Raw genomic sequence first — 22,279 nt, 5'->3', positions numbered from 1 at the left:
CAAAACCGCGGCACACCGTTGCGCGACATGCTTTAGGGGGTCACCGTGGCCGACAGCAATGAGCAGAGACCTTCAGACCGCTCGACACCGCGGCCTCCCTCCCTGCCTGATGCGCTCATCCCCTGCATTGCGCTGATCGGGCTGCTGGCGCTGTCCTATGCGCTGTTCGGCGACGGAGCCTCGTCGGGACCGAACCAGGTGGCGCTGCTGTTCTGCGGGGTGATCGCCGCAGGGGTCGCCTACAAGAACGGGCTGCCGTGGTCTGGCATCCGTGAGGCGGTTGTCGATGGCGTTGCAACCGGTCTGCCGGCGATCATGATTCTACTTGCGGTTGGTGCCCTGATCGGCACATGGGCGATGAGCGGAACCATCATGTCGATGGTCTATTACGGCCTGAAGCTCCTTAGCCCCAACTACTTCTATGCCACGACGGCGCTCGTCTGCGCGGTGGTGGCCTTTGGCATCGGCAGTTCCTGGACCGTTGCGGGCACGATCGGCATCGGGTTGATGGGGGTTGCCACGCATATGGGCCTGTCGCCGGCGATCACCGCCGGTGCAATCATCTCCGGGGCCTATTTCGGCGACAAGGCTTCTCCCCTGTCGGACACCGTCAATCTCGCGGCGGCGACGGCCGGCTCCGATATCTACGGCCATATCCGCGAGTCGCTTTGGACGTCGGTGCCGGCCCTCGGCATCGCAGTGGTCGTTTTCGCGCTCCTGGGCCGGCCCGGCGACTTCGACGCCACGGCGCTGCTGGCGAGCATCGAGGCAAAGGCGACGGTCTCGCTCTGGGCTTTCCTGCCGCTGCTTCTCGTCTTCGGACTGTCGGTGGCCCGGGTGGCGCCCTTTGTCGCGATCTTTGCCGGTGCCCTCGCCGGAGGCCTGCTGGCCGTGATCCAGGATCCGGCTAGGGTCGTCGCCTTTGCCAATGCCCCCACCCTGCCTCATGCGCTGGCTCTGCTGAAGGGCACCTGGTCCGCGCTTGCCAACGGCTACACGGTCGAGAGCGGCGACAAGGCGATCGACGTGATCCTGAGCCGCGGCGGTATGGCGAGCATGTTGAACACGGTCTGGCTGATCATCACCGCGCTCGCCTTCGGCGCGGTGGTGGAACACGCGGGACTGCTGAACCGGCTGATCGATCCCCTGGTCGCCAGGGTGAAATCCCCCACCGGGATCGTCTCCACCGTGGCCGGCACGGCAATCCTGTCCAACGTCATCACCTCGGATCAGTACATATCGATCGCCTTGCCGGGGCGCACCTTCCGTGGTGCCTTCGCGGACCGCGGCCTCGCACCGGTGATGCTGTCGCGCGTCATCGGCGATACCGCGACGGTGACCTCGCCGTTGGTGCCGTGGAACAGTTGCGGGGCTTACATGGCATCGGCGCTGGGGGTGGGCACGATCGCCTACGCCGGCTTTTGCTTCTTCAACATCCTGAACCCGCTGCTGACGATCGTCTTCACGCTTCTCGGCTGGCGGGTCATCACCTTGCCGAAGCACGCGGATTCGACGGAGGAAGACGATCCGCAGAAGCCGCGCCTGCGTGTGGTGAAGTAGGCGGGAATGGCCCTCGCCAGAAAGATCAGAAGTTCCGCTGGAAGCGGATGACGCCACCCCAGTCTTTGGCGTCCGGACCGGCCTTCTCGTCCATCTTGTTGCGGAAGTCGAGTTCCGGGATGATCTCGAAGCCCGGCACGACGGCGTAGGCGATGTTGAGCGCACCTTCGATATCGCCGCCCTCGTCGAAGTTCATCGAGGCGTTGATCGTCGCCTTCTCCGTCAGGATATAGGACGCGCCAATCCACGCCGCCCAGGCGCCGTCCCATTGGGCGTAGTTGTTGACGCGGTCGCCATCGGTGTTCCAGCCGCCCATGGCAAAGACCGACAGGCCGCCGATCGTGCCGTCCAGCCGCAGCTTGATCGCGCCTTCCTCCATTGACGAGTCATAGGCGCCCACGAGGCGGGCCTTGAACGGATCGGTGACATAGCCCACGGCGGCGATAATGTCCGGCACATAATCGTCGTCGGCCTCATCGACATCTTCGACCGTGCTGCCGCTCGGGTCGCTATCGTCCTCCAGCGAGATCGCCGCGACGAAACCGTTTCCCGGATCATAGGTGTAGCGGATCTGCGTCTGATGGAAATCACCGTAGTTGACGTCGTAGTAGTCGTTGATGCCATTGCCCGCATCATCGGTGAAATCCGTATAGAGCGTGTCGACATAGCCGACGAGGAAGCCCGCCAGCTCGATCGTGCCGATCTCGAGATTGACACTGCTGTCGGTGTTGTTGTCTCGATTGAACAGGGTCTCCGCGTAGGTCTTCAGGGCGCCGTATTCCGTATCGGATGCCGTGCTGATCCGGAAGCTCAAGCGCGATCGCGTGGACCAGGAATCGCCGCCGCCGCCCGGAAAGGTATCCTGCCCGTTCGGATCGCCGCCAGAGATGTCGACGCGCAGGTACCCGCCGATCTTCAGGCAGGTCTCGGTACCGGGAATGTAGAAATAAGCCTCGCCGAAGGCGTCGCAGACGCGCACATACTCCATCGGTTCCGGCTGCGCCGCGACGATGGCGTCTGCAGCACGCCCCGCATGGGGGAACAGGAGCGTCGAACCAGTGGCAACCAAGATGGCTTTGCTGTTCATGTTTCCGCCTTTGTCTCGCAAACGATCCCAGGAGTCGTCCCGATGCCGCAGCAGCATGGAGTGATTCGCTGGTTTATGACACTCTAATTCGCTGGCAAGTCGGTGCGGCGCGATCCTGAGCCGTCCCTCATCAAGCTCCGCTCCTCCTTTCCCGAGAACCGATAGAGATTACATGATGCTACGGGCATCCGCCCCTCGCGCGCGCTAGGATGGAAAACTGGAAAGCCGCGGGCCGTCCGGGATCATTCGGGCGTGATGTACGGCTTGCGGAGGACGGCACGTGTTCCTGGACTACTTTGCCCTCGGTGTTCTTGTCTTCATGGTGCTGACCCTCTTCTACGGGATCATCGCCATCCACGACATTCCCCATCTGATTGCGAAGAAGCGCAATCATCCCCATCAGGACGCAATCCACGTGGCCGGTTGGGTCAGCCTGTTTACACTGCATGCCATCTGGCCCTTCCTGTTCATCTGGGCGACGATCTATCGCGAAGATCGCGGCTGGGGCATTCAGAGCGACGGCAAACTCCAGTCGCAGAAGGAGGCAAATGCGGAAGTCGCAACCCTCCAGGCCCGCGTGCAGGAGCTTGAGGAGCAATTGAAACTGCAGACGAGGGAGCCCGCCTGATGGATCTGCTGCTTATCCTCACCTATGCCGCCATCTGCATCGCCGTCTTCAAGATCTTCCGGATTCCGGTCACCCAATGGACGGTGTCCACGGCGGTTCTTGGCGGGATCTTCCTGATCTCCGGGCTCATCCTGCTGATGAGCTACAACCACCCCTACTCAAGCGACGGGCGAATCTACTTTACGTCCGCTCCGGTCATCCCCGCCGTAGGCGGGATCGTCGTGGAGGTGCCTGTGGCGGCGAATACGCCGCTGAAGCAAGGGACTGTGCTGTTCCGCATCGACCCGCGCCCTTACCAGTTTACGGTCGACCAGAAGAGGGCAGCCCTCGCCGAAGCCGAGCAGATGGTCCGCCAACTGAAGGCCGCCATGGATGCGGCCGACTCGGTCGTCGAAGGCGCGATTGCCGACCGCGACCGGGCGCAGCAGAGCTTTGAAAGCTACAGGGAGATCTTCGAAAGCTCGATGCAGCGGACCGGCCAATCGGCTGTTTCAGAGTTGGAGGTCGAGAACCGCCGCGGGCTCTTTCTGGCGCAGGTGGCCGCCGTCGGCACCGCCCAGGCGCAGGCGCAGCAGGCGCGCCTGGCCTACGAATCGCAGATCAACGGTGTGAACCCGTCCGTTGCACGCCTGACGGCCGAATTGCGCAATGCCGAGTTCGAGCTTGACCAGACGACCGTGCGTGCGCCCAGCGACGGCTATGTCAGCCAAGTTTTCCTTCGCCCGGGGATGATGGCCAATCCGTTGCCGCTGCGCCCCGTCATGGTTTTCATCAACAGCGAGGACCGCATGCTCGCGGCCGCCTTCATCCAGAATTCGCTGCAGCGCGTCAACGTCGGCGATGAAGCGGAAGTGTCGTTCAAGGCCGTGCCCGGCAAGATCTTCAAGGCCAAGGTCTCCGGCATCATCGACGTGATGGCCCAGGGTCAGTTGCAACCGACCGGCGCGCTGATCGATCCGCAGGCGCCGGAGCGTCTGCAGCCCGGCCAGACACTCGCCAAGATCGACATTCTGGAGGACACGAGCGCCTATCAGTTACCGGGCGGTGTCGTTGCCGATGTGGCCGTTTACACGCATCACTGGCATCACGTCTCCATTTTGCGCAAGGTCCTTTTGCGCATGAGCGCCTGGATGAACTACGTCTTCCTGGAGCACTGAGATGCGAGGTCCGCGACCGCCGACCCGATTGTGCGTCAGGGCCCTCTCCTCGCAAGCCGGCAGGCGGACCGACACCGGCGACCTCCGCCTCGACGGGGTCGCAGCATGAGCCGGGCCCTGCCGATCTTCCGGGGCTGTTCGGACTATCGCGTCGGCTGGCTGCGCGACGACATATCGGCGGGGTTGTCCATCGCCGCCGTCGGGCTTCCGAGCGCTATCGCCTACCCGGTGATCGCTGGACTTCCGCCGCAGACCGGTATCTATGCCAGCATTGTGGCGCCGATCGCCTATGCCATCTTCGGCGTATCGCGGCGGCTGGTCGTCGGCCCCGATGCGGGAACGATGACGGTGCTGGCCGCCGCAATGGCCTCCGTCGCCGCCACACTCCCGGCGGCGACGCCGACCGATCGCATCGCGCTTGCCTCTATCCTTGCCCTCGGCGTGGGTTTGATCTGCTTCGTTGCGAGTGCCTTGCGGCTCGGCGTGCTTGCGACTTTTCTCTCCAGACCGATCCTGGTGGGTTTCTTTGCCGGCATTTCGCTGTCGATCCTGGTGGGCCAGATCGGACGCATGACCGGGATGAAGATCGAGTCGGATGGCCTGGTCCCGCCGCTGCTGGAACTCGTCGCCAAGCGCGATCTGATCCATTGGCCGACGGTCGCGCTGGCAGCCGGCATGTTTGGCGTGCTCCAGGCGGCACGGGCGTTGAAATCGCCGATACCCGGGCCAGTCGTCGTCGTCGTGCTTGCCGTCGTCCTTTCGGCGTTATTCGATTTCCAGTCTCACGGCATTGCCGTCGTCGGCGACATACCGACCAGTCTTCCTTCGTTTTCGCTGCCTTTGATAGCGGGCTTGCCGCTGACTAGCCTGGTCCTCGGCGCTTCCGCCATCTTCCTGGTCAGCTTCGGCTCCGGTGCGGTGACCGCGCGCAGCTTCGGTGCGCGCACGGGGGAACCCGTCGATGCCAACCGCGAGCTGATCGGCCTCGGCAGCGCCCAGGTCGCAGCAGGACTGTTCGGATCGTTTCCGATCAGCTTTTCCGATTCGCGAACGGCGATTAACCTGTCGGTCGGCGGGCGCTCCCAACTGGCCGGTCTGGTCTCTGCCGCCGCACTGATCGCCGTTCTTCTCTTCCTCAACGATGCCCTGCGTATCCTGCCGGTCGCCGCCCTCGCCGCCATTCTCGTTTCCGCCGCCCTCGGTCTCATCAATGTCGACGAACTGCGCCAGATATGGCGCATCAGCCGCGTCGAGTTCGTCTTTGCGCTGATCACCATGTGGGGCGCCATCAGTTTCGGCGTTCTCAACGGCGTCATCGTGGCGATCGCGGGAACGCTCGTCTACCTGCTGCGAAACATGATGTATCCCCGCGACGCCTTGCTCGGGCGCATCCCGGGACGCGACGGCTTCTACAAGCTGCATCGTTTCCCGGAGGCGCAGGCGGTGCCCGGGCTCGTCATATGGGTCCTTCAGGGCAGCCTGTTGTTTTTCAACACCGACCACGTGCGGGGACGATTGGCTGAGATTGCCGGGGCGTTGCCAGCCGGTACACGGTGGTTCGTGATAGATGCCGGCGCAATCGCACAGATGGACAGCACCGCGGTCGCGATGCTGGAGGAATTCGGCGCCGACCTTCGTGCGCGAGGCGTCGTGCTCTGCCTTGCCGAACTCCATGCCGAGGCGAGGGGCCTGCTCGAGCGCGGGGGGATGATCCAGCACAACGGGCCCTCGCTCGTGTTTGAAGATCTGGACGACGCGCTCCAGGCGTTTCGGGCCACGGAAATTGGGATGCAGCCACTGAACCAGAGCGGGCAACCGGGAGACGGGCGATGAACAAGAAGCAAGATGTGAAAGCCGATACGGCGCAGAAGGATGCCAAGGAAAACGGGAAGATTCGCGACTACGACAAACAAATGGAGAAACTGCAGGTCGAGATCGCCCATCTTCAAGCTTGGGTTAAGAAGTCGGGGGCGCGCATCGTGGTCATTTTCGAGGGCCGCGACGCCGCCGGCAAGGGTGGGATCATCAAGCGCATCACCGAACGGGTCAGCCCACGCGTGTTTCGTGTTGCTGCGCTACCGGCGCCAAGCGACCGCGAAAAGACGCAGATGTATATGCAGCGCTATATTGCGCACCTGCCCGCAGGCGGCGAGATCGTGATCTTCGACCGCAGCTGGTACAATCGCGCCGGGGTCGACCGCGTCATGGGCTTTTGCAGCGACAAGAAAGCCCGGCGTTTCCTCGAACTGGCACCAAGGTTCGAGGCTGCCATCATCGAAAGCGGGACCATCCTGCTGAAATACTTCCTGACCGTCAGCGAGGACGAACAGGAGCGCCGCTTCCGGCGTCGCATCGACGATCCGCTGCGCCAGTGGAAGCTCAGCCCGATGGACCTCGAATCCTATCGCAAGTGGTGGGACTACACCCGCGCTTACGACGAGATGCTGCGGATGACCAGCACCGACTTCGCACCCTGGTGGATCGTCCCGTCGGACGACAAGAAGCGCGCGCGGATCAACTGCATTTCCCACATCTTGAAATCGATCCCCTACGAGAAGGTCAAGTTCGACGCGCCGGAGCTTGGCAAGCGCCAGAAGCGCCCAGACGACTATGAGGAAGACAGGACACCGCGCACCTACGTGCCGGATGTCGCTTGAGGCCGATCTCTATTCCGGCCGATCCGACCACGGCAGCGGCGGCTTGCCGCTGTCCAGCGCGGACGGGCCACGCAGCCACGCGACCAGGAGATCGTAGAACACGCTCAGCACGATCGGGCCGAGGAACAGCCCGATGAGACCATAGGAAAGCGTGCCGCCGATGACCCCCATGAGGATCACCAGCATCGGCGTCGAGAGCCCGCGCGACACGAGAATCGGCTTCAGGACGTTATCGATGACGGCCACTGGCACCAGCAGGGCCGTGAGCGACAGCGCGTAAACGAGGTCCTGGGTCATCCACGCCCAGATGATGACGGGCAACAACACCGGTGCCGGGCCGATCTGGACGATGCACAGGATCAGCACGACGAACGTCAGCCCGCCGGAAAGAGGGAGTGCAAAGACATACAGGATGAGACCGACGAGCACGGACTGAAAGATGGCGACGCCGATCACCCCTCTGGCCACATTGTGGATCGTCGCGGCCGCCAACCGGACAAAGCCTACTCCACGGTCACCGGCGATGCGATCGGCAAGGCGGTTGATGCCGGTCGCCAGTTGTGGCCCGTGGCCGAACAAAAACCCTGCGATCACCACGGAGGCGATGAAACTCAGCAATCCAAAGCCGATACGGGCGGCCTTGGTGAGAACCTCGCCGCCCAGGTCCAGCAGCAACGGTTGAAGGCGTGTCAGCGTATCCGCCAGGTTCTCGGAGGCGAGCCGCCAGGCCTCAAAGACGCGCTGACCGACGACGGGCCATTGCTTGATACCCTCCGATGGTGTCGGAATTTGCAACGAACCGACTTCCAGTTTCGTCATCAGCCAATGGGTGGCGTCGACGAAGTTCAGCGCGATCGCGGCCAGCGGACCGATGATGACGCCGAGACTCAGCAACGTGATCACGGCGGCGGCCAGCCGCTTGCTGCCGCCAAGTGCGACCCGGAGCGCCTGATAACCCGGATAGAGCGCGACGGTCAGGATGCCGGCCCAGATCACGATCACGATAAATGGCGCGACCAGCGTGAACGACCAGTAGGCAAAGAGGGCGACGACACCCAGTCGCACATAATCGGTGACCCGCCGTTCGATCGTCGTCTGGTCGGGTGTCTCGGGTTGAGGCGCCGGGAACGATCTGTCGTCCATGTGCTTTCTCTCGGCAAGGGACGATCGCTTCGCCTAGGAAACACGTCGGCTCAGGTGACCGGGGGCTCCCAGTTGAGATAAAAGCCGATATCGCCGGGAACGCCGCCCGGGAAATTGATCACCATCGCCTTCAGTCGGTAACCCTGCGGCTGGGCCACCTCCTTGAAGCGGTCATACAGCTCTTTTGCCTTGCCCTGCAGGGTTTGCGGCCAATCCGGGTCAGCGTTGTTGATCGCCCGCCCACTGTCGCTGCAGAAATCGGACGGAAACGTGTAGACCAAGGCCTCCATCTTTCCTTCCTTGACCGCCCGCGCCACAACGTTGCGGATCATCGTCCGTTCCTGTTCGCCGACATGCTTATGAAAAAACTCGTCGGTGAACTTGTTGAGTTCTTCCCGCTTGCGGTCCCGCAACTTGTCTTCCCGCTCCATGTCGGCGAGTTGCGTTTCGAGAATTTGCTTGCGCAGGGCTTCGGCGCTGAGAACATCTTCATTCGGATTCGACTTGTCGTTACCGGTCATGTCGCACCTCCAACGATCCAAGGCAATTCTGAAGCGTCCCTCCGGCGGGTTGAAGTAACATACCAGAGAAACGTCAGTATGCTACGCGCGCCTGTCGCGTGGCGCCGCTTGGGCTGGCCGTCCGGGTCAGGACGCAAGATGGGAAAAGGCCGCAACGACCTCTTCATAGACCTTGCGCTTGAACGGTACGATCAGCTCGGGCAATGCCTGCATCGGCTTCCACTCCCAGGCGTCGAATTCCGGCTCATGACCGCCGGGCGGTGGGTTGATCGCGATCTCGCTTTCGTCGCCCTCGAAACGAAAGGCAAACCAGCGTTGCGTCTGGCCGCGGTATTTTCCCTTCAGCCCGATTCCGATCAGATGCGCCGGCAGGTCATAGTTGATCCAGCGACCGGCGTCGGCAATCAACCGGACCGAACGCATGCCGGTCTCCTCGTACAGCTCGCGCGAAGCGGCTGCCAGCGGATCTTCATCACGGTCGATGCCGCCCTGCGGCATCTGCCAAAGCTGTGGTGAGCCGTCATACTCTGAGTTCCCGATGGCAATGCGCCGGCCCGCCCAGACGAGACCGTCCCGGTTCAACACCATGACGCCGACGCATGGCCGGTAGGGCAGGTCCTCGGGTCGCACGGGCTTTTTCGCTTCTTGGCTCATCGGCATGCCTATTGTTTCGGGTTCGGGTCGACGAGGGCGGCCACGCCGACGATCTCGATGCCGCGTTGGGCGGCTTCCTGTGTCCAATCCGCGATCGCCTGCACGCTTTCGTCAAAGGCCGATGCGACACCGATCGCCGTACCGTTGCGACGGGCAACGCGTTCCAGTTCGTCCAGCTTGCGCAGGATCGCATCGCGCGACAGCGCCGAGTCGAGCTGCAGGTCGGCGAAGGCGTGCGGCATTTCCAGCGCGCCGGCCACCGTTCCCGACAACGACTGCGCCGAGGTGCCGTCGTCGAGAAAGAGGAGGCCGCGATCGGCGATGTCGCGCATGACCGGCTCCAGCGCATCCGCGCTCGACAGGAACCGCCCGCCCATGAAATTCATGACGCCCGTATAGTTGGTGATCTGTCCCATGGCGCGATGCAGTTCGTCGAGGTTCCTCTTCGCGCTCACATCGGTCCGAAGCGTATGGGGGCCGGGATCGTTGTCCGGATCGTCAAAGGGCTCCAGCGGAACCTGCAGCAGGATCTCGTGGCCGTCGCGGCGTGCCTCCTGCATCCAGCGGGACAGGCTGTTGCCCGTCGAGGCGAAGGCCAGCGTCACCTCGCCCGGCAGGTCACGGATCGCCCGCTGTGTTCCCGTCTGGCTCAACCCGAGTCCACCGACGACGATCGCAATCCGGGTGCCGCGCGCGCCCGACCAGGGCCGCGCATACTGTTCGACGGGGCGGAGGCCGTCCGGTCCGATGACGGGCAATTTGCCATGAGCGGTGGTTTCGAGCAGGTCTTCGTTCGGGAGCGCGGCGAAACGCGGGTCCTGGCCAACCCGGCTGGCATCGAGAATGAGTGGTCCGCCATCGCCGCGATCCTTCGGCGTGAACTTGCGCACGAGAGTGCCGTCGGCCGTTCGGGTTTCCTCGATGTTGGCGCCGGATTGGCCGCGTTGACGGCGTACGCCCGCCGCGGCCTCCGGCTCGCCCGCCTCCGCAGTGGCAACCTTCTCCGACGCCGGCGCCTCCGACGGAGCGGTTTTCTCCGGTGTGATCAGGTTGCCGCTGGGCGCCAGCGCCGTCCACAGCGAAAGGCCCAGCACACAGACGCCCGCGACGGCGACAGCGGCGCGGGCGGCAGAAACACGGGACGACTTCACGCGGCCGGACGCAGCCTTCCGATTCTGGCCGAGCGGTGCGTTGAGATCCGTTCCCAAGTGACAGGTCCGTGCAGAAAGGAGCGAGCCCCGGATTGCGCATCGCGATCCTCCGGGGCGTGAGGCGTCAGTTCTTCTTCAGCTCGGCCTTTTCCGGACTGGCGGGGAAGGACGGATCGGTCTTCTCCCCGCGCAGCAGCTGGAGCGCGTACTGCAGTTGCAGGTCATCCTTGGCTTCCGGCGGCACGTAGGCGGCGGAACCCGACCCCTCCTCGTTCTCGCTCTGGCCCTTGATGTGGCCGCGCAGGTTGGACTCGCCCGCCGTCTCGAGCTTGCCCTGCAGTTCCGGCGGCAGCGGCTGGTCGACCTTGATGTCCGGCGTGATGCCGGTGCCCTGGATCGACTTGCCGGACGGCGTGTAATAGAGCGCCGTCGTCAGGCGCAGCGCGCCGGCATCGCCCATCGGGATGATCGTCTGCACGGAGCCCTTGCCGAAGGAACGGGTGCCGACCACGGTGGCGCGGCGCAGGTCCTGCAACGCGCCGGCGACGATCTCCGACGCGGAGGCCGAGCCGCCGTTGATCAGCACGACGAGCGGCTTGCCATCGGTCAGGTCACCCGGCGAGGCGTTGAAGCGACGGGTCTCGTCCTCGTTGCGGCCGCGGGTCGAAACGACTTCGCCGCGTTCCAGGAAGGCGTCGGAAACGTTGATCGCCTGGTCGAGCAGTCCACCCGGGTTGAGGCGCAGGTCGAGGACATAGCCTTTCAGCTTGTCGGCCGGAACGTCGGCCTTGATCTTCTCGATGCCCTTTTCGAGGTCGTCAAAGGTCTTCTCGGTAAAGGAGATCACCCGCAGATAGCCGACGTCACCCTCGACGCGGAATTTCACCGCCTTGACCGCGATGATGTCGCGCACGATCGTCAGTTCGATCGGCTTGTCGGCGCCCTTGCGCAGGATCGTCAGCTTGATCGGCGTATTGACCTTGCCGCGCATCTTGTCGACGGCTTCCTCGAGCTTCAGGCCGCGGACGTCCTGGCCGTCGATCTTCGAGATCAGGTCGCCGGCGAGAACGCCCGCCCGTGCCGCCGGCGTGTCGTCGATCGGCGTGATGACCTTGACGAGTTCCTCGTCCATCGTCACCTCGATGCCGAGACCGCCGAACTCGCCGCGCGTCTGGGTGCGCATCTCTTCGGCGTCCTTGGCGTTCATGTAGGACGAGTGCGGATCCAGCGAGGACAGCATGCCGTTGATGGCGTTCTCGATCAGCTGGTCTTCCTTCGGCGGCGTCACGTACTGCGCGCGGACGCGCTCGAACACGTCGCCGAAGATGGAAAGTTCGCGATAGGTCGACGCGCCCGCAGCTTCGGCCGGCATCGTCAACGAGTAGATCGAACTCATGGCCGTCGCACCCAACAGTGCTCCGACGAGAACAAGGGAAGCCCTACGAATCATTGCTTGCCTTTCCAGAGACAGTAGCGGACCACCACGGTCGGGAATCAACCGGTTTGCCGTTTTTTCGGAATTCAATGTAAAGCGTCGGCCGGTCGGTTTCCAGCGCCAATGCGTTTACGCTTGCCACTCTTTTCTCACCCATCACAGCGAGCGGCTCCCCGGCCACGACGAACTGTCCTTCCCGAACGTTCACCCGGTCCATACCCGAAAGCACCAGGTGGAAATTGTCGCCGACGTTGAGGATGATCATGCGCCCGTAGCTTCTGAAGGCACCCGCGAAAACAACCCAGCCATCGGCCGGCGCCGTCACCAGCGCGCTCGGATTGGTCGCAAGTATCAGCCCCTGGGACGCATGGCCCGTTCCATCCGCCTCGCCGAACTGCCGCAGCGCATCGCCCGCAACCGGATAATCGAGGCGCTTCTGCAGCTCCGAAAAGGCATATGCCGGAGCAATGCGGTTTTTGTCGGGCGAGCCGGACCGTGCGGCATCGCGCGCCCGCTGGCGTTCGGCCTCCGTTTGCTTGGCACGCTCGGCCTCCTGCACCCGGGCCAGCGCCGCCGCCTCGCGCACGGAGGTGATCTCGCGCTCCATGCTGCCGATGAGGCTCTCGAGGCTGGTCGCGCGACCGGCGAGTTCCTCCGCCCGCCGCCGCTCGGCCTCGAGCGTGCGGGCGTTGGCGGCCGCCAGCGCCTCGTTCTCGCTGATCAGCAGTTCGGAGCGCCGTTCCTCCTCCAGCCGGTTCGTCATCGCGATGGCGAGGTCGGCCTTCTCCTTGTCGATGTCCAGCCGGACCGCCGCCAGCCGCTGCAGGTCTGCGACCAGCCGCTCCGTCTCGGCCCGGATGCCGGGCACGACCGCGCCCAGCACGATCGCGCTGCGGACCGAGGCGAGCGCATCGTCGGGGGTGACGAGGATCGCCGGCGGCGGGTTGCGGCCCATTCGCTGCAAGGCCGCGAGCACCTCGGCGAGCAGGCCGCGGCGCTCATGCAGGGAGCCGCGGACGGTCTCCTCTTCATCCCGCATCGCCGCAAGTCGCTTCTCGCCGGCGAGAATCTTCGCCTCCATCTCCTTGCGCGTTTTGGCGGACTGGACGATCGCCTCGCGCAGCGACGCGCGATCCTTCTCCAGCCTGTCGATTCCGGCCTCGAGCTCGCGCGCCTTTTCCTCCGACAGCGTGATGGTTTGCGACAGCGCCTCGAGTTCGCGCCGCGTGCTGTCGCGCCTAAGGGCTATCGCCGCGGCGGGGTCGACCTCGACCGTCACCTGTCGGCCGACCTTTCCGGCCGTGGCAAGCGCGGAGGTCGGTTCGGCGCGGAGCGGCGCGGCAGGCTGGCTCAGGCAAAGACCGAGCGCGGCGGCAGCGAGCAGCCGCGGCCCTGCCGGTCCCCGAGCCGCGGAGCTCCTGATGTTCAAGATGGTAGCGGACGTTGTCATTTTCCCGCGCGTTGCCGTTCCAATGTCCGTCTAAGCCGATTTGCCGATTTCGCCAAGGAACAACGCCAAAATTGCGTCCGGGCCGCGAGCGGTCTCCCGCCGATGCGGCCATCGTCAGGCGCGGTGATAGGGATGACCGGACAGAATGGTCGTGGCGCGATAGAGCTGCTCGGCGATGAGAATGCGCACGAGCTGGTGCGGCCAGGTCATCTTGCCGAGACACAGGATTGCCTCGGCGCGCGCATGGAGCGCCGGGTCGAGGCCGTCGGCCCCGCCGATCGCGATCATGACCTCGCGCTTGCCATCGTCGCGCCAGCGGCCGATCAGCCCGGCAAACTCTTCCGAACCGAGCGCCTTGCCGCGCTCGTCGAGCAGCACCAGCACCGCATCGGCCGGAAGCGCCTTGTCGAGCAGGGCCGCTTCCTCGCGCTTGCGCGTATCGGGGTTCGGCGCACGGCTCTCCGCCACCTCGACCAGCCGGCCGAGTTCGAGGCCGATCGGCGGCCCGGACTTTGCGAACCGGTCGAAATAACGCGCGGCAAGGTCCCGTTCAGGCCCAGCCTTGAGCCGGCCGACCGCAAAAAGCCCGATCCGCATCTATCCCGTTCCTCCGTCGCACGCAGCGGCAACGACACCCGAGCGGGTGCAAGGTCATCTGGCCGCACGCCACGCCCGAAAGCCGGGCGCTGCGACGCGCTAGTGCAACATGCTCTCTTCCATGTCCGGAGCCGCCCACATCCTCTCGATGTTGTAGAACTCGCGGATTTCAGGACGGAACACGTGGACGATGATGTCGCCCGTGTCGATCAGCACCCAGTCGCCGGCCTCCAGTCCTTCGACGCGGGCCGAACCGAAGCCCTCGTCCTTCAGGTCGGTGAGCAGATGGTCGCAGATCGCCGCGACATGACGGTTCGAGCGTCCGGACGCGACCACCATGTAGTCGCCCAGCGCGGATTTTCCGACGATGTCGATCGTGACGATATCTTCTGCCTTCGAGTCCTCGAGACTTGCGAGGACCACTTGAAGAGCGCGGTCGGCGGCATAGTCGCCGCGTCCTGCGCTTTTGGGAAGTGTGCTACCGACGCTTCCCTTCGCGTGCGCTGTTGTCAGTGTATTTCCTTTCCTTTGAACAGGTCCAGCACGGTTGCGATTCGTGCCACTTGCGACGAACCACCGCTAGATTTAGGCACCAATGCCCCTCGGTTTCAAGACATCACTTGTGATCGGCGCATTTCTCCAGCTCCAGCCGCTGCCTCAGCGCACTGGAGCTGAGGGGCGAACGCGGGCCGTGGATGAAGGTCCAGGCCGGCGCCTTGCGGAACGCCAGCGCGCCGGCATCGTCCTCGTCGACGCGGGCGCGGTCGAAGGTCTTTGCCATTCTCGACGACAGATAGGCAAGCGTCGACCCAGGCCGGTCGATGACCGCGATCGGGAAGGTCCGGGCGATCTTCTGCCAGTTCTGCCAGCGGTGAAAGCCCTGCAGGTTGTCGGCGCCCATGATCCAGACGAAGCGGATGCCGGGATTGCGCGCCTTGACGAACTCCAGGGTCTTTGCCGTATAGCTCTGGCCGATCGTCTTCTCGAAGGCCGTGACCTTGATGCGCGGGTCGGGCGTGAGCGCTTCGGACAGCCGCAAGCGCTCCTCCAAGGGCGCCAGGTGGCGATGATCCTTCAGCGGATTGCCCGGTGTCACCATCCACCAGAGCTGATCGAGCTGGAGCCGGCGCAGCGCGATCTCGGCCACGAGCACGTGGCCCTCGTGCGGCGGGTTGAAGGAGCCGCCGAACAGGCCGACGACCATGCCCCGCTCGACATGCGGCATCCGCAGGTAACGCGTTTCGACGGCCTCGGGGGGCACCTAGGGGCGCACCTGTCCGGTGCCGCGCACCCTGTACTTGAACGAGGTCAGCTGCTCGACGCCGACCGGCCCGCGGGCGTGCATCTTGCCGGTTGCGATGCCGATCTCCCCGCCCATGCCGAATTCGCCGCCGTCGGCAAACTGGGTCGAGGCATTGTGCAACAGGATCGCCGAATCGATCTCGGCGAAGAAGCGGTCGGCCACCGCCTGGTCCTGCGCGACCACCGCCTCGGTGTGTGCCGAGGACCAGCGGTTGATGTGCGCGATGGCGCCTTCGACGCCGTCGACCAGCGTCACGGAGATGATCGCGTCGAGATATTCCGTCGACCAGTCCGTTTCGCTGACAGAGGCCAGACCGGGAACGAGCGCGCGGACCTCCTCGGTCGCGCGGACCTCGCAACCGGCCGCCTTGAGCGCGTCCAGCAGCGGAGCGAGGTGCGTCGATGCCGCCGACCGGTCGATTAGCAGCGTTTCCGCCGCGCCGCAGATGCCGGTCCGGCGCATCTTGGAATTGACGACGATGGCGCGCGCCATGTCGAGATCGGCCGATTTGTCGACATAGACATGACACAGCCCCTCGAGGTGGGCGAACACCGGGACACGCGCCTCGTTCTGCACCCTGGCGACGAGGCTTTTTCCGCCGCGCGGCACGATGACGTCGATCGCGCCGTTAAGACCGGTGAGCATCGCGCCCACAGCGGCGCGGTCCGCGACGGGCACCATCTGAATCGCATGATCCGGCAGCCCGGCCTGCCGCAAACCGCGGACCAAGCAGGCGTGGATCGCCCGGGAGGAGTTGAGACTGTCCGACCCGCCGCGCAGGATCACGGCATTGCCGGCCTTCAGGCACAGCGCCCCGGCATCGGCCGTCACGTTCGGCCGGCTCTCGTAGATGACGCCGATCACGCCGAGCGGTGTGCGCACGCGCTCGATGTGCAGCCCGTTCGGCCGATCCCATTCCGCCATCACCTCACCGACCGGATCCTTGACGGCGGCAATGGCGCGGATGCCGGCGGCCATCGCCTCGATCCGCTCCGGCGTCAGCGTCAGCCGGTCGATGAAAGACCCGGCGAGCCCGCCTTGGCGCGCCCCGGCGAGGTCGATCGCATTGGCGGCAAGAATCTGCTCGCGATCGACGAGGATCGCCGTCGCCATCGCTTCGAGCGCCGCATTCTTGGTCGCGGTCGAGGCGAGCGCAAGCGGCCGGCTGGCGGCGCGCGCGTTCCGACCTATATCGGCCATCAGGTCGGGCACGTCGCCGCTCGTCTGCTGCAGGTCACGCATGGGCAGCGGCCTCCTCCTCCGCCGCGGCGTCGTCCGCCTTGGCCGCGCCGGTCATGACGAGATCGTCGCGATGCACCATCGCTGCCCGCCCTGCATAGCCGAGGATCCCGGCGATCTCGGCCGATTTCTTGCCGGCAATCTGGCGCGCCTCCTCGGCGTCGTAGCTCGACAGTCCGCGGGCGATCTCCCGTCCGCCCGTGCCGATGATGGCGATCGTGTCGCCGCGGGAAAACGCCCCGGAAACGGCGCGCACGCCGGCGGGCAGCAGGCTCTTGCCGGAGCGCAGCGCGGCTTCCGCCCCGGCATCGATCGCAAGCGTGCCGGCCGGCTGCAACTGCCCGGCAATCCAGGTCTTGCGCGCGGTCACCGGCGAACCCGACGGGGCGAACCACGAGAAGCGGGCCCCAGTATCAATCGCCCGCAGCGGATGATCGGTCTTGCCCGATGCGATGATCATGGCGCAGCCGGCGCCGGTGGCGATCTTGCCGGCGTCGATCTTGGTGCGCATGCCGCCGCGCGAGAGCTCCGAGGCAGCCCCGCCGGCCATCGCCTCGATGTCCGGGGTGATGTCCGCAATCGTTTCAAGGAAGCGCGCATCGGGATCTAGATGCGGCGGCGCGGTGTAGAGGCCGTCGATGTCCGACAAGAGGACGAGCAGATCGGCGCCGGCCATGGTGGCGACGCGCGCGGCGAGCCGGTCGTTGTCGCCGTAGCGGATCTCCGTCGTCGCCACCGTGTCGTTTTCGTTGATGATCGGGACCGCGCCGAGCTTGAGAAGCTGGTTCAGCGTGGCGCGGGCATTCAGGTAACGCCGGCGTTCTTCGGTGTCGCCGAGTGTCAGCAGCACCTGGCCGGCGACGATGCCGTCGGTCGACAGGCTTTCAGACCAGGCCCGGGCGAGCGCGATCTGGCCGACGGCGGCGGCCGCCTGGCTTTCCTCCAGCTTCAGCGGGCCCTTCGGCAGATCGAGGACGGTGCGGCCAAGCGCGATCGCGCCCGAGGAGACGACCAGCACCTCGGTGCCGCCCTTGCGCAGCGCAGCGATGTCGGCGCAGATCGCATCGAGCCAGCCCTTCTTCAGCCCGCTTGCGCGATCGACCAGCAGGGCGGACCCGATCTTGATGACGATGCGCCGATGCTTCGACAGCGGCTGGCGGGTTGCGGCCATCTCAAGCCTCGTCCTGTTCTTCCGTGCCGAAGCGGACGATCTCGTCGCGAAGCGCGCGCAGGGCCTGCAGCATGCCGACGTTCGTGATCGCCGACAGAAGCAGCGGCTTTTGCCCGCACGCCTTCTCCAACTCCTTCGCCTTCTTCTTCAACTCGTCCTCGTCGAGCACGTCGATCTGCGACAGCGCCACGATCTCCGGCTTGTCGGTCAGGCCGCCGCCATAGGCCTCGAGCTCATGCTTGACGGTCTTGTAGGCCTTGCCGACACTTTCCTCCTGCGCCGAGACGAGGTGCAGCAGGACGCGCGTGCGCTCGACATGGCCGAGAAAGCGGTCGCCGAGACCGGTGCCCTCGTGGGCGCCTTCGATCAGGCCGGGAATGTCGGCGAGGATGAACTCGCGCCCATCGACCGTGGCGACCCCGAGGTTCGGGTGCAGCGTGGTGAAGGGATAGTTGGCGATCTTCGGCCGCGCCCGCGTGCAGGTTGCGAGGAAGGTGGATTTTCCGGCGTTCGGCAGGCCGACAAGGCCGGCATCGGCGATCAGCTTCAGCCGCAGCCAGACCGTCTTTTCCTCGCCTTCAAGGCCGGGATTGGCCCAGTTCGGCGCCTGGTTCGTCGACGATTTGAAGTGGGCGTTGCCAAAGCCGCCATTGCCGCCGACGGCAAGCCGGAAGCGCTGCCCTTCTTCGGTCAGGTCGACGATCAGCGTTTCGTTGTCCTCCTCGAAGATCTGCGTTCCGACCGGGACCTTCAGCGTCACCGAGGCGCCGTTGGCGCCGGTCCGGTTGCGCCCCATCCCGTGCGTGCCGGTGGCGCCCTTGAAATGCTGCTGGTAGCGGAAATCGATCAGCGTGTTGAGGCCGTTGACCGCCTCGACCCAGACGTCGCCGCCACGCCCGCCGTCGCCGCCGTCCGGACCGCCGAATTCGATGAATTTCTCGCGGCGAAACGAGACAGCCCCTGCCCCGCCGTCGCCGGAGCGGATATAGACTCTTGCTTCGTCGAGAAACTTCATCGGCTTGCCGTTCTTGGTTGTCTAACGCCTGATCATCAATTTGACGCCATCGATATAGCCGGTTCCCGCGGAGGTCAAAGACTATCGTGAAATTCGTCAGCTACAACATCCAGTACGGCATCGGCCGCGATGGCCGGCTGGACCTCCGGCGCATCGCCGCCGAGATCGAGCGCGCCGATGTCATCGCGCTCCAGGAAGTCACCCGTGGGTTCCACCGCAACGGCAACATCGACATGGTCGCCGAACTGCAGGTGCTGCTGCCGGCGCATTTTGCCGTCTACTGGCCGGCATGCGACGTCGACGCCGGCTCGGCCGTGGAGAAGGGGCGTGCCGTCGGCCGGCGGTTCCAGTTCGGCAACATGGTGTTGTCGCGCTATCCGATCCTCGCCTCGCGGCTTATTGCGCTTCCGCGCAGCCGGACGATCGACAAACTGAACCTGCAGCGCGGCGCGACCGAGGCGGTCATCGATGCGCCGGGCGGCGCGCTTCGCGTCTATTCCGTCCATCTCGACCACGTCTATAGCGGCGAGCGGATCGCGCAGATCCGCTATCTGAAGGACCGCGTCCAGGCCTATGCGCTCGACGGCGGGGCGATTTCCGGCGCCGGCGAATTCGGCCTGCGCGAGCCGCCCGTTCCGGACGACTACGTGCTGATGGGCGATTTCAACATGGTGCCTGAATCGCCCGAGTACTGCGCCATGGCCGGTGAGATCGACGCCTACTACGGCCGCCAGATCCGCGCCACGAATCCGCTGGACGTGCTCGCCGGCCTCGGCGGGCGCGGCCCGGACAGCTACAGCTGGATCGATCCCGACGACCACGACCACCGGATGTTCCTCGACTATTGCTTCGTCAGCCACGGCCTCGTCGGCCGCCTCAAGGAGGCCTGGGTGGACCAGACGGCGACCGGATCGGACCATCTGCCCGTCTGGTTCGAGCTCGCCTGAAAAGCTGCCGACGGCGGAAGGGCCGCCATCGGTGCACCCCACCGATCCACCGATGGCTACCGGCGTGGCTGGGCCGGGCGGAAATCGCCCGCAAGCAGGCGCGTCTCGACATGCGGCACCATCCTGTTGCGCGCGGTCGAATAGATCTCGCTCAGGCCGGTGATACGGAAGCCGATCTTCTCCTGGATCCTCAGCGATGCCGGGTTGTCGGCGAAGACGCCGGAACGGATCTCCACCCCGGACATCCGCATGAGAAAGCGGCCGGTCGCGGCGTGTACCGCTTCGCCCATGTAGCCCCGCCCCCAGAAGAAGCGGTTGAGCCAGTAGCCGAGGTGCCACTGGCCCGCACGCTGCTCGAAGGAGACCACCCCGAGATGCACGTCGTCGCCGTTGGTGATCGCCAGCGCCCAGCCGGGCAATAACCCGCTGGTGACGCTTGAAAGCCACTCCTGCGCATCCTGCCGGTCGAACGGTGCAGGCACCGACGCGAGCATGCGCGAGACACGGAAATCGCCTAGCGACTGGGCGATCGCGTCCGCATCGGCGATCCGATGCGGACGCAGCGTCAGCCGCTCGGTCGCGACGACCGGGCAGGGGCCGGGGTCGGGTTCTCCCGCCACTTGCCGTTCCTGACGCAGCGCGCTCATCCGATGTTCCCCCAGCTCTTCAGCGACACCCAGGTCTTGCGGTCGAGCCGGTACCACTCGACCGGCACCATGCCGCCGATCGCCAGGCTCTGGACCATGCCGGTCGCCTGGAACTGGAAGCCGCACTTCTGGATGACGCGGCGCGAGGCGATGTTCATGACGCGCACGCGCGCGTCGATCTGGTCGACGTCGCGGGTGCGGAACACCATGTCCGTCAGGCTTTGTGCCGCTTCGGTGGCGTAGCCCTGGTTCCAGTACGGCTCGCCGAGCCAGTAGCCGAGCTCGACGGTCGCGCCGTCCTCGTGCGGTTCGATCCCGCAGCAGCCGAGGAATGCGCCATTGTCGGCCCTGGTGATCGCATAGACGCACTTGCCAATCGCGCCGGCTTTTGTGCGTCGCACGAAGTCGGCCGCGTCCGCGACCGTGTAGGGATGCGGCATGCGAGCGACCATATTGGCGATGTTGGCGTTGTTGGCGAGATGGGCAAGGGCGTCGATGTCGTCTTCGTGCGGGGCGCGCAGGACCAGCCTGTGCGACAGCAATATGGGACAATCGGTCCTCGACCGTTCCGGCCTTGGCCGCTCTTCGGGAGACCGGGACTGGTCTTCCCTCATCAACTCGCTGATCATGGTTTCAATCCTCCAGATGAACAAAAAGGGGAGATGGATTGCCCCATCTCCCCTTTTGTTTCTGCAGGTTTGACACCTGTAGCATCAGCCGGGTCGATGAGACGCCGGCTGTTTTAGAGCGCTACCGGCTTATTCCGCTGCTTCGGCTTTCGGCATTACGGACACGTACACGCGGCCATTGGCCTTCGTACGGAAGTCCACGTTGCCGGCCGTAAGCGCAAAAATCGTGTGGTCCTTGCCGAGGCCGACATTGGCGCCCGGATGCCACTTCGTGCCGCGCTGACGCACGATGATGTTGCCTGCGAGGACGGCTTCGCCGCCGAACTTCTTCACGCCGAGGCGCTTGGACTCCGAATCGCGACCGTTACGCGAGGAACCGCCAGCTTTCTTGTGTGCCATTGGAGTTCTCCTTTACCTGTCCTGGTCTTCAGTTCGCTGCTGCTTCGGCAGCGGCTTCAGCCTTCTTGGAAGACTTCTTGGCCTTGCCGCCGGCTGCCGCGATCTCGACGATGCGGACGGTGGTCTGGTGCTGGCGGTGGCCGCGCGAACGCTTGGAGTTCTGGCGGCGACGCTTCTTGAAGGCGATGACCTTCTTGGCGCGGCCCTGCTCGACGACTTCGGCCGTGACGACCGCGCCTTCGACGAAGGGAGCGCCGATCGTCGCGTCGGCGCCTTCGCCGACCATCAGCACTTCGATAAATTCAATTTTGTCGCCAGCGGCGCCGGAGAGTTTTTCAACCGTCACGACATCGTTGGCCGCCACGCGGTACTGCTTACCGCCGGTCTTGATGACTGCGAACATTTCTTGTCCTTTCATGTTCGTTCCGGCTCTTCGCCTGAGGGGCGCGGCCGTCTTTTTGTCAGTCGGGTTTGACGGACAGTGGCCTGTCCGCCGGTGAAGGAAGGCCCGCAAGGCGCCGCAAGCGGCACGTGCAAAACACCATCCCGCGCACAAACGGCATTCGCCCTTTGCCACGCACGTGCGGCATTAGGCGAGCTTCCGAAACCTGTCAAGAACGTTTCGCCGGATCGACGGGAATTAGTTCGCTTTTGTGGTCGACATCCCCTTGCAAGGCGAAAAGACAGCCGCTATGAACCCCTCCGCGCCTTCGGGCGCCAACCGGCGACGCGGAGAGGTGGCAGAGCGGTTGAATGCACCGCACTCGAAATGCGGCATAGGGGCAACTCTATCGGGGGTTCGAATCCCCCCCTCTCCGCCACTTGCCCTCGCGAAAGCGTTCTCCCGATCCGGCTGCGGCTGGATTTTCTCGTTGCTTTCGAGGGTTAT

Annotated in this window: 23 protein-coding genes and 1 tRNA gene; 7 read left to right on the top strand and 17 right to left on the bottom strand. The window is 64.8% G+C overall.

From position 1 onward, the window contains the following. Positions 1-45 precede the first annotated feature (45 nt). Positions 46-1,560: a Na+/H+ antiporter NhaC family protein gene (locus tag JNC62_RS04535; protein ID WP_374836387.1), complete on the top strand. Its 1,515-nt coding sequence runs from the start codon at positions 46-48 to the stop codon at positions 1,558-1,560. A gap of 25 nt (positions 1,561-1,585) precedes the next feature. On the opposite strand, the gene JNC62_RS04530 is transcribed toward JNC62_RS04535, so the two are convergent. After that, a complete protein-coding gene (locus JNC62_RS04530; protein WP_374836385.1) occupies positions 1,586-2,647 on the bottom strand; it encodes a porin in 1,062 nt (353 codons plus the stop codon). A 280-nt stretch (positions 2,648-2,927) separates the two neighbouring features. On the opposite strand from JNC62_RS04530, the gene JNC62_RS04525 reads away from it, so the two are divergent. The 4 genes from JNC62_RS04525 to ppk2 all read left to right on the top strand — a co-directional run bounded on the left by JNC62_RS04525 (position 2,928) and on the right by ppk2 (position 7,089). Continuing rightward, complete coding sequence (locus JNC62_RS04525; protein WP_374836383.1) at positions 2,928-3,275, top strand: DUF3302 domain-containing protein; 348 nt, start codon at positions 2,928-2,930, stop codon at positions 3,273-3,275. Continuing rightward, entirely contained in the window at positions 3,275-4,432 is a 1,158-nt protein-coding gene (locus JNC62_RS04520; RefSeq protein ID WP_374836381.1) for an HlyD family secretion protein, read from the top strand. Before JNC62_RS04525 ends, JNC62_RS04520 begins: the two co-directional genes overlap by 1 nt. 105 nt (positions 4,433-4,537) lie before the next feature. Further along, complete coding sequence (locus JNC62_RS04515) at positions 4,538-6,265, top strand: SulP family inorganic anion transporter (RefSeq protein ID WP_374836379.1); 1,728 nt, start codon at positions 4,538-4,540, stop codon at positions 6,263-6,265. After that, positions 6,262-7,089 (top strand): polyphosphate kinase 2, encoded by an 828-nt coding sequence (gene ppk2, locus JNC62_RS04510; RefSeq protein ID WP_374836377.1) that lies wholly within the window; start codon positions 6,262-6,264, stop codon positions 7,087-7,089. Before JNC62_RS04515 ends, ppk2 begins: the two co-directional genes overlap by 4 nt. Positions 7,090-7,098: 9 nt before the next feature. On the opposite strand, the gene JNC62_RS04505 is transcribed toward ppk2, so the two are convergent. From JNC62_RS04505 to obgE, 12 genes are all read right to left on the bottom strand, one after another. Continuing rightward, positions 7,099-8,232 carry an AI-2E family transporter gene (locus JNC62_RS04505; protein ID WP_374836374.1) on the bottom strand — a complete coding sequence of 378 codons (1,134 nt, stop codon included), beginning with the start codon at positions 8,230-8,232 and terminating at the stop codon, positions 7,099-7,101. 50 nt (positions 8,233-8,282) lie between these two features. Continuing rightward, complete coding sequence (locus JNC62_RS04500) at positions 8,283-8,753, bottom strand: hypothetical protein (protein WP_374836372.1); 471 nt, start codon at positions 8,751-8,753, stop codon at positions 8,283-8,285. Positions 8,754-8,879: 126 nt separating this feature from the next. Next, a complete protein-coding gene (locus JNC62_RS04495; protein ID WP_374836371.1) occupies positions 8,880-9,407 on the bottom strand; it encodes an RNA pyrophosphohydrolase in 528 nt (175 codons plus the stop codon). A gap of 8 nt (positions 9,408-9,415) precedes the next feature. Next, positions 9,416-10,615 (bottom strand): divergent polysaccharide deacetylase family protein, encoded by a 1,200-nt coding sequence (locus JNC62_RS04490; protein WP_374836369.1) that lies wholly within the window; start codon positions 10,613-10,615, stop codon positions 9,416-9,418. A 67-nt stretch (positions 10,616-10,682) separates the two neighbouring features. Beyond that, positions 10,683-12,008, bottom strand: a complete 1,326-nt coding sequence (locus tag JNC62_RS04485; RefSeq protein WP_374836367.1) for a S41 family peptidase — start codon at positions 12,006-12,008, stop codon at positions 10,683-10,685. Next, a complete protein-coding gene (locus JNC62_RS04480; protein WP_374836365.1) occupies positions 11,998-13,443 on the bottom strand; it encodes a murein hydrolase activator EnvC family protein in 1,446 nt (481 codons plus the stop codon). Before JNC62_RS04480 ends, JNC62_RS04485 begins: the two co-directional genes overlap by 11 nt. Positions 13,444-13,557: 114 nt before the next feature. Next, on the bottom strand, positions 13,558-14,040 hold the full coding sequence (rlmH, locus tag JNC62_RS04475; protein ID WP_374836364.1) for a 23S rRNA (pseudouridine(1915)-N(3))-methyltransferase RlmH: 483 nt from the start codon (positions 14,038-14,040) through the stop codon (positions 13,558-13,560). 99 nt (positions 14,041-14,139) lie between these two features. Further along, complete coding sequence (gene rsfS, locus JNC62_RS04470; protein WP_374836916.1) at positions 14,140-14,553, bottom strand: ribosome silencing factor; 414 nt, start codon at positions 14,551-14,553, stop codon at positions 14,140-14,142. Positions 14,554-14,656: 103 nt separating this feature from the next. Further along, positions 14,657-15,265, bottom strand: a complete 609-nt coding sequence (locus tag JNC62_RS04465; protein ID WP_374836915.1) for a nicotinate-nucleotide adenylyltransferase — start codon at positions 15,263-15,265, stop codon at positions 14,657-14,659. 36 nt (positions 15,266-15,301) lie between these two features. Next, positions 15,302-16,585: a glutamate-5-semialdehyde dehydrogenase gene (locus JNC62_RS04460; protein WP_374836362.1), complete on the bottom strand. Its 1,284-nt coding sequence runs from the start codon at positions 16,583-16,585 to the stop codon at positions 15,302-15,304. Beyond that, positions 16,578-17,753 (bottom strand): glutamate 5-kinase, encoded by a 1,176-nt coding sequence (gene proB / locus JNC62_RS04455; protein ID WP_374836361.1) that lies wholly within the window; start codon positions 17,751-17,753, stop codon positions 16,578-16,580. Before proB ends, JNC62_RS04460 begins: the two co-directional genes overlap by 8 nt. 1 nt (position 17,754) lies before the next feature. Next, positions 17,755-18,768: a GTPase ObgE gene (gene obgE, locus JNC62_RS04450; protein ID WP_374836359.1), complete on the bottom strand. Its 1,014-nt coding sequence runs from the start codon at positions 18,766-18,768 to the stop codon at positions 17,755-17,757. An 86-nt stretch (positions 18,769-18,854) separates the two neighbouring features. Here obgE and JNC62_RS04445 point away from each other — a divergent pair, with 86 nt between their 5' ends. Next, positions 18,855-19,715 (top strand): endonuclease/exonuclease/phosphatase family protein, encoded by an 861-nt coding sequence (locus JNC62_RS04445; RefSeq protein ID WP_374836357.1) that lies wholly within the window; start codon positions 18,855-18,857, stop codon positions 19,713-19,715. Positions 19,716-19,771: 56 nt separating this feature from the next. Here the strand turns inward: JNC62_RS04445 and JNC62_RS04440 are convergent, their stop codons facing one another. From JNC62_RS04440 to rplU, 4 genes are all read right to left on the bottom strand, one after another. Next, positions 19,772-20,362 carry a GNAT family N-acetyltransferase gene (locus JNC62_RS04440; protein ID WP_374836356.1) on the bottom strand — a complete coding sequence of 197 codons (591 nt, stop codon included), beginning with the start codon at positions 20,360-20,362 and terminating at the stop codon, positions 19,772-19,774. After that, positions 20,359-20,991: a GNAT family N-acetyltransferase gene (locus JNC62_RS04435; RefSeq protein ID WP_374836354.1), complete on the bottom strand. Its 633-nt coding sequence runs from the start codon at positions 20,989-20,991 to the stop codon at positions 20,359-20,361. The genes JNC62_RS04440 and JNC62_RS04435 overlap by 4 nt, the downstream gene beginning before the upstream one ends. Positions 20,992-21,120: 129 nt before the next feature. Beyond that, a complete protein-coding gene (gene rpmA, locus JNC62_RS04430) occupies positions 21,121-21,390 on the bottom strand; it encodes a 50S ribosomal protein L27 (protein ID WP_108002200.1) in 270 nt (89 codons plus the stop codon). A 28-nt stretch (positions 21,391-21,418) separates the two neighbouring features. Then, positions 21,419-21,793 carry a 50S ribosomal protein L21 gene (gene rplU / locus JNC62_RS04425; protein ID WP_374836352.1) on the bottom strand — a complete coding sequence of 125 codons (375 nt, stop codon included), beginning with the start codon at positions 21,791-21,793 and terminating at the stop codon, positions 21,419-21,421. Between the two features lie 328 nt (positions 21,794-22,121). On the opposite strand from rplU, the gene JNC62_RS04420 reads away from it, so the two are divergent. Beyond that, positions 22,122-22,211, top strand: a tRNA-Ser gene (locus tag JNC62_RS04420). The last annotated feature ends 68 nt before the right edge of the window (positions 22,212-22,279 follow it).

It is taken from the genome of Mycoplana ramosa (assembly GCF_041930185.1).
In the GTDB taxonomy this organism is placed as follows: domain Bacteria; phylum Pseudomonadota; class Alphaproteobacteria; order Rhizobiales; family Rhizobiaceae; genus Mycoplana; species Mycoplana ramosa.
This window is presented reverse-complemented; position numbering and strand designations above follow the sequence as displayed.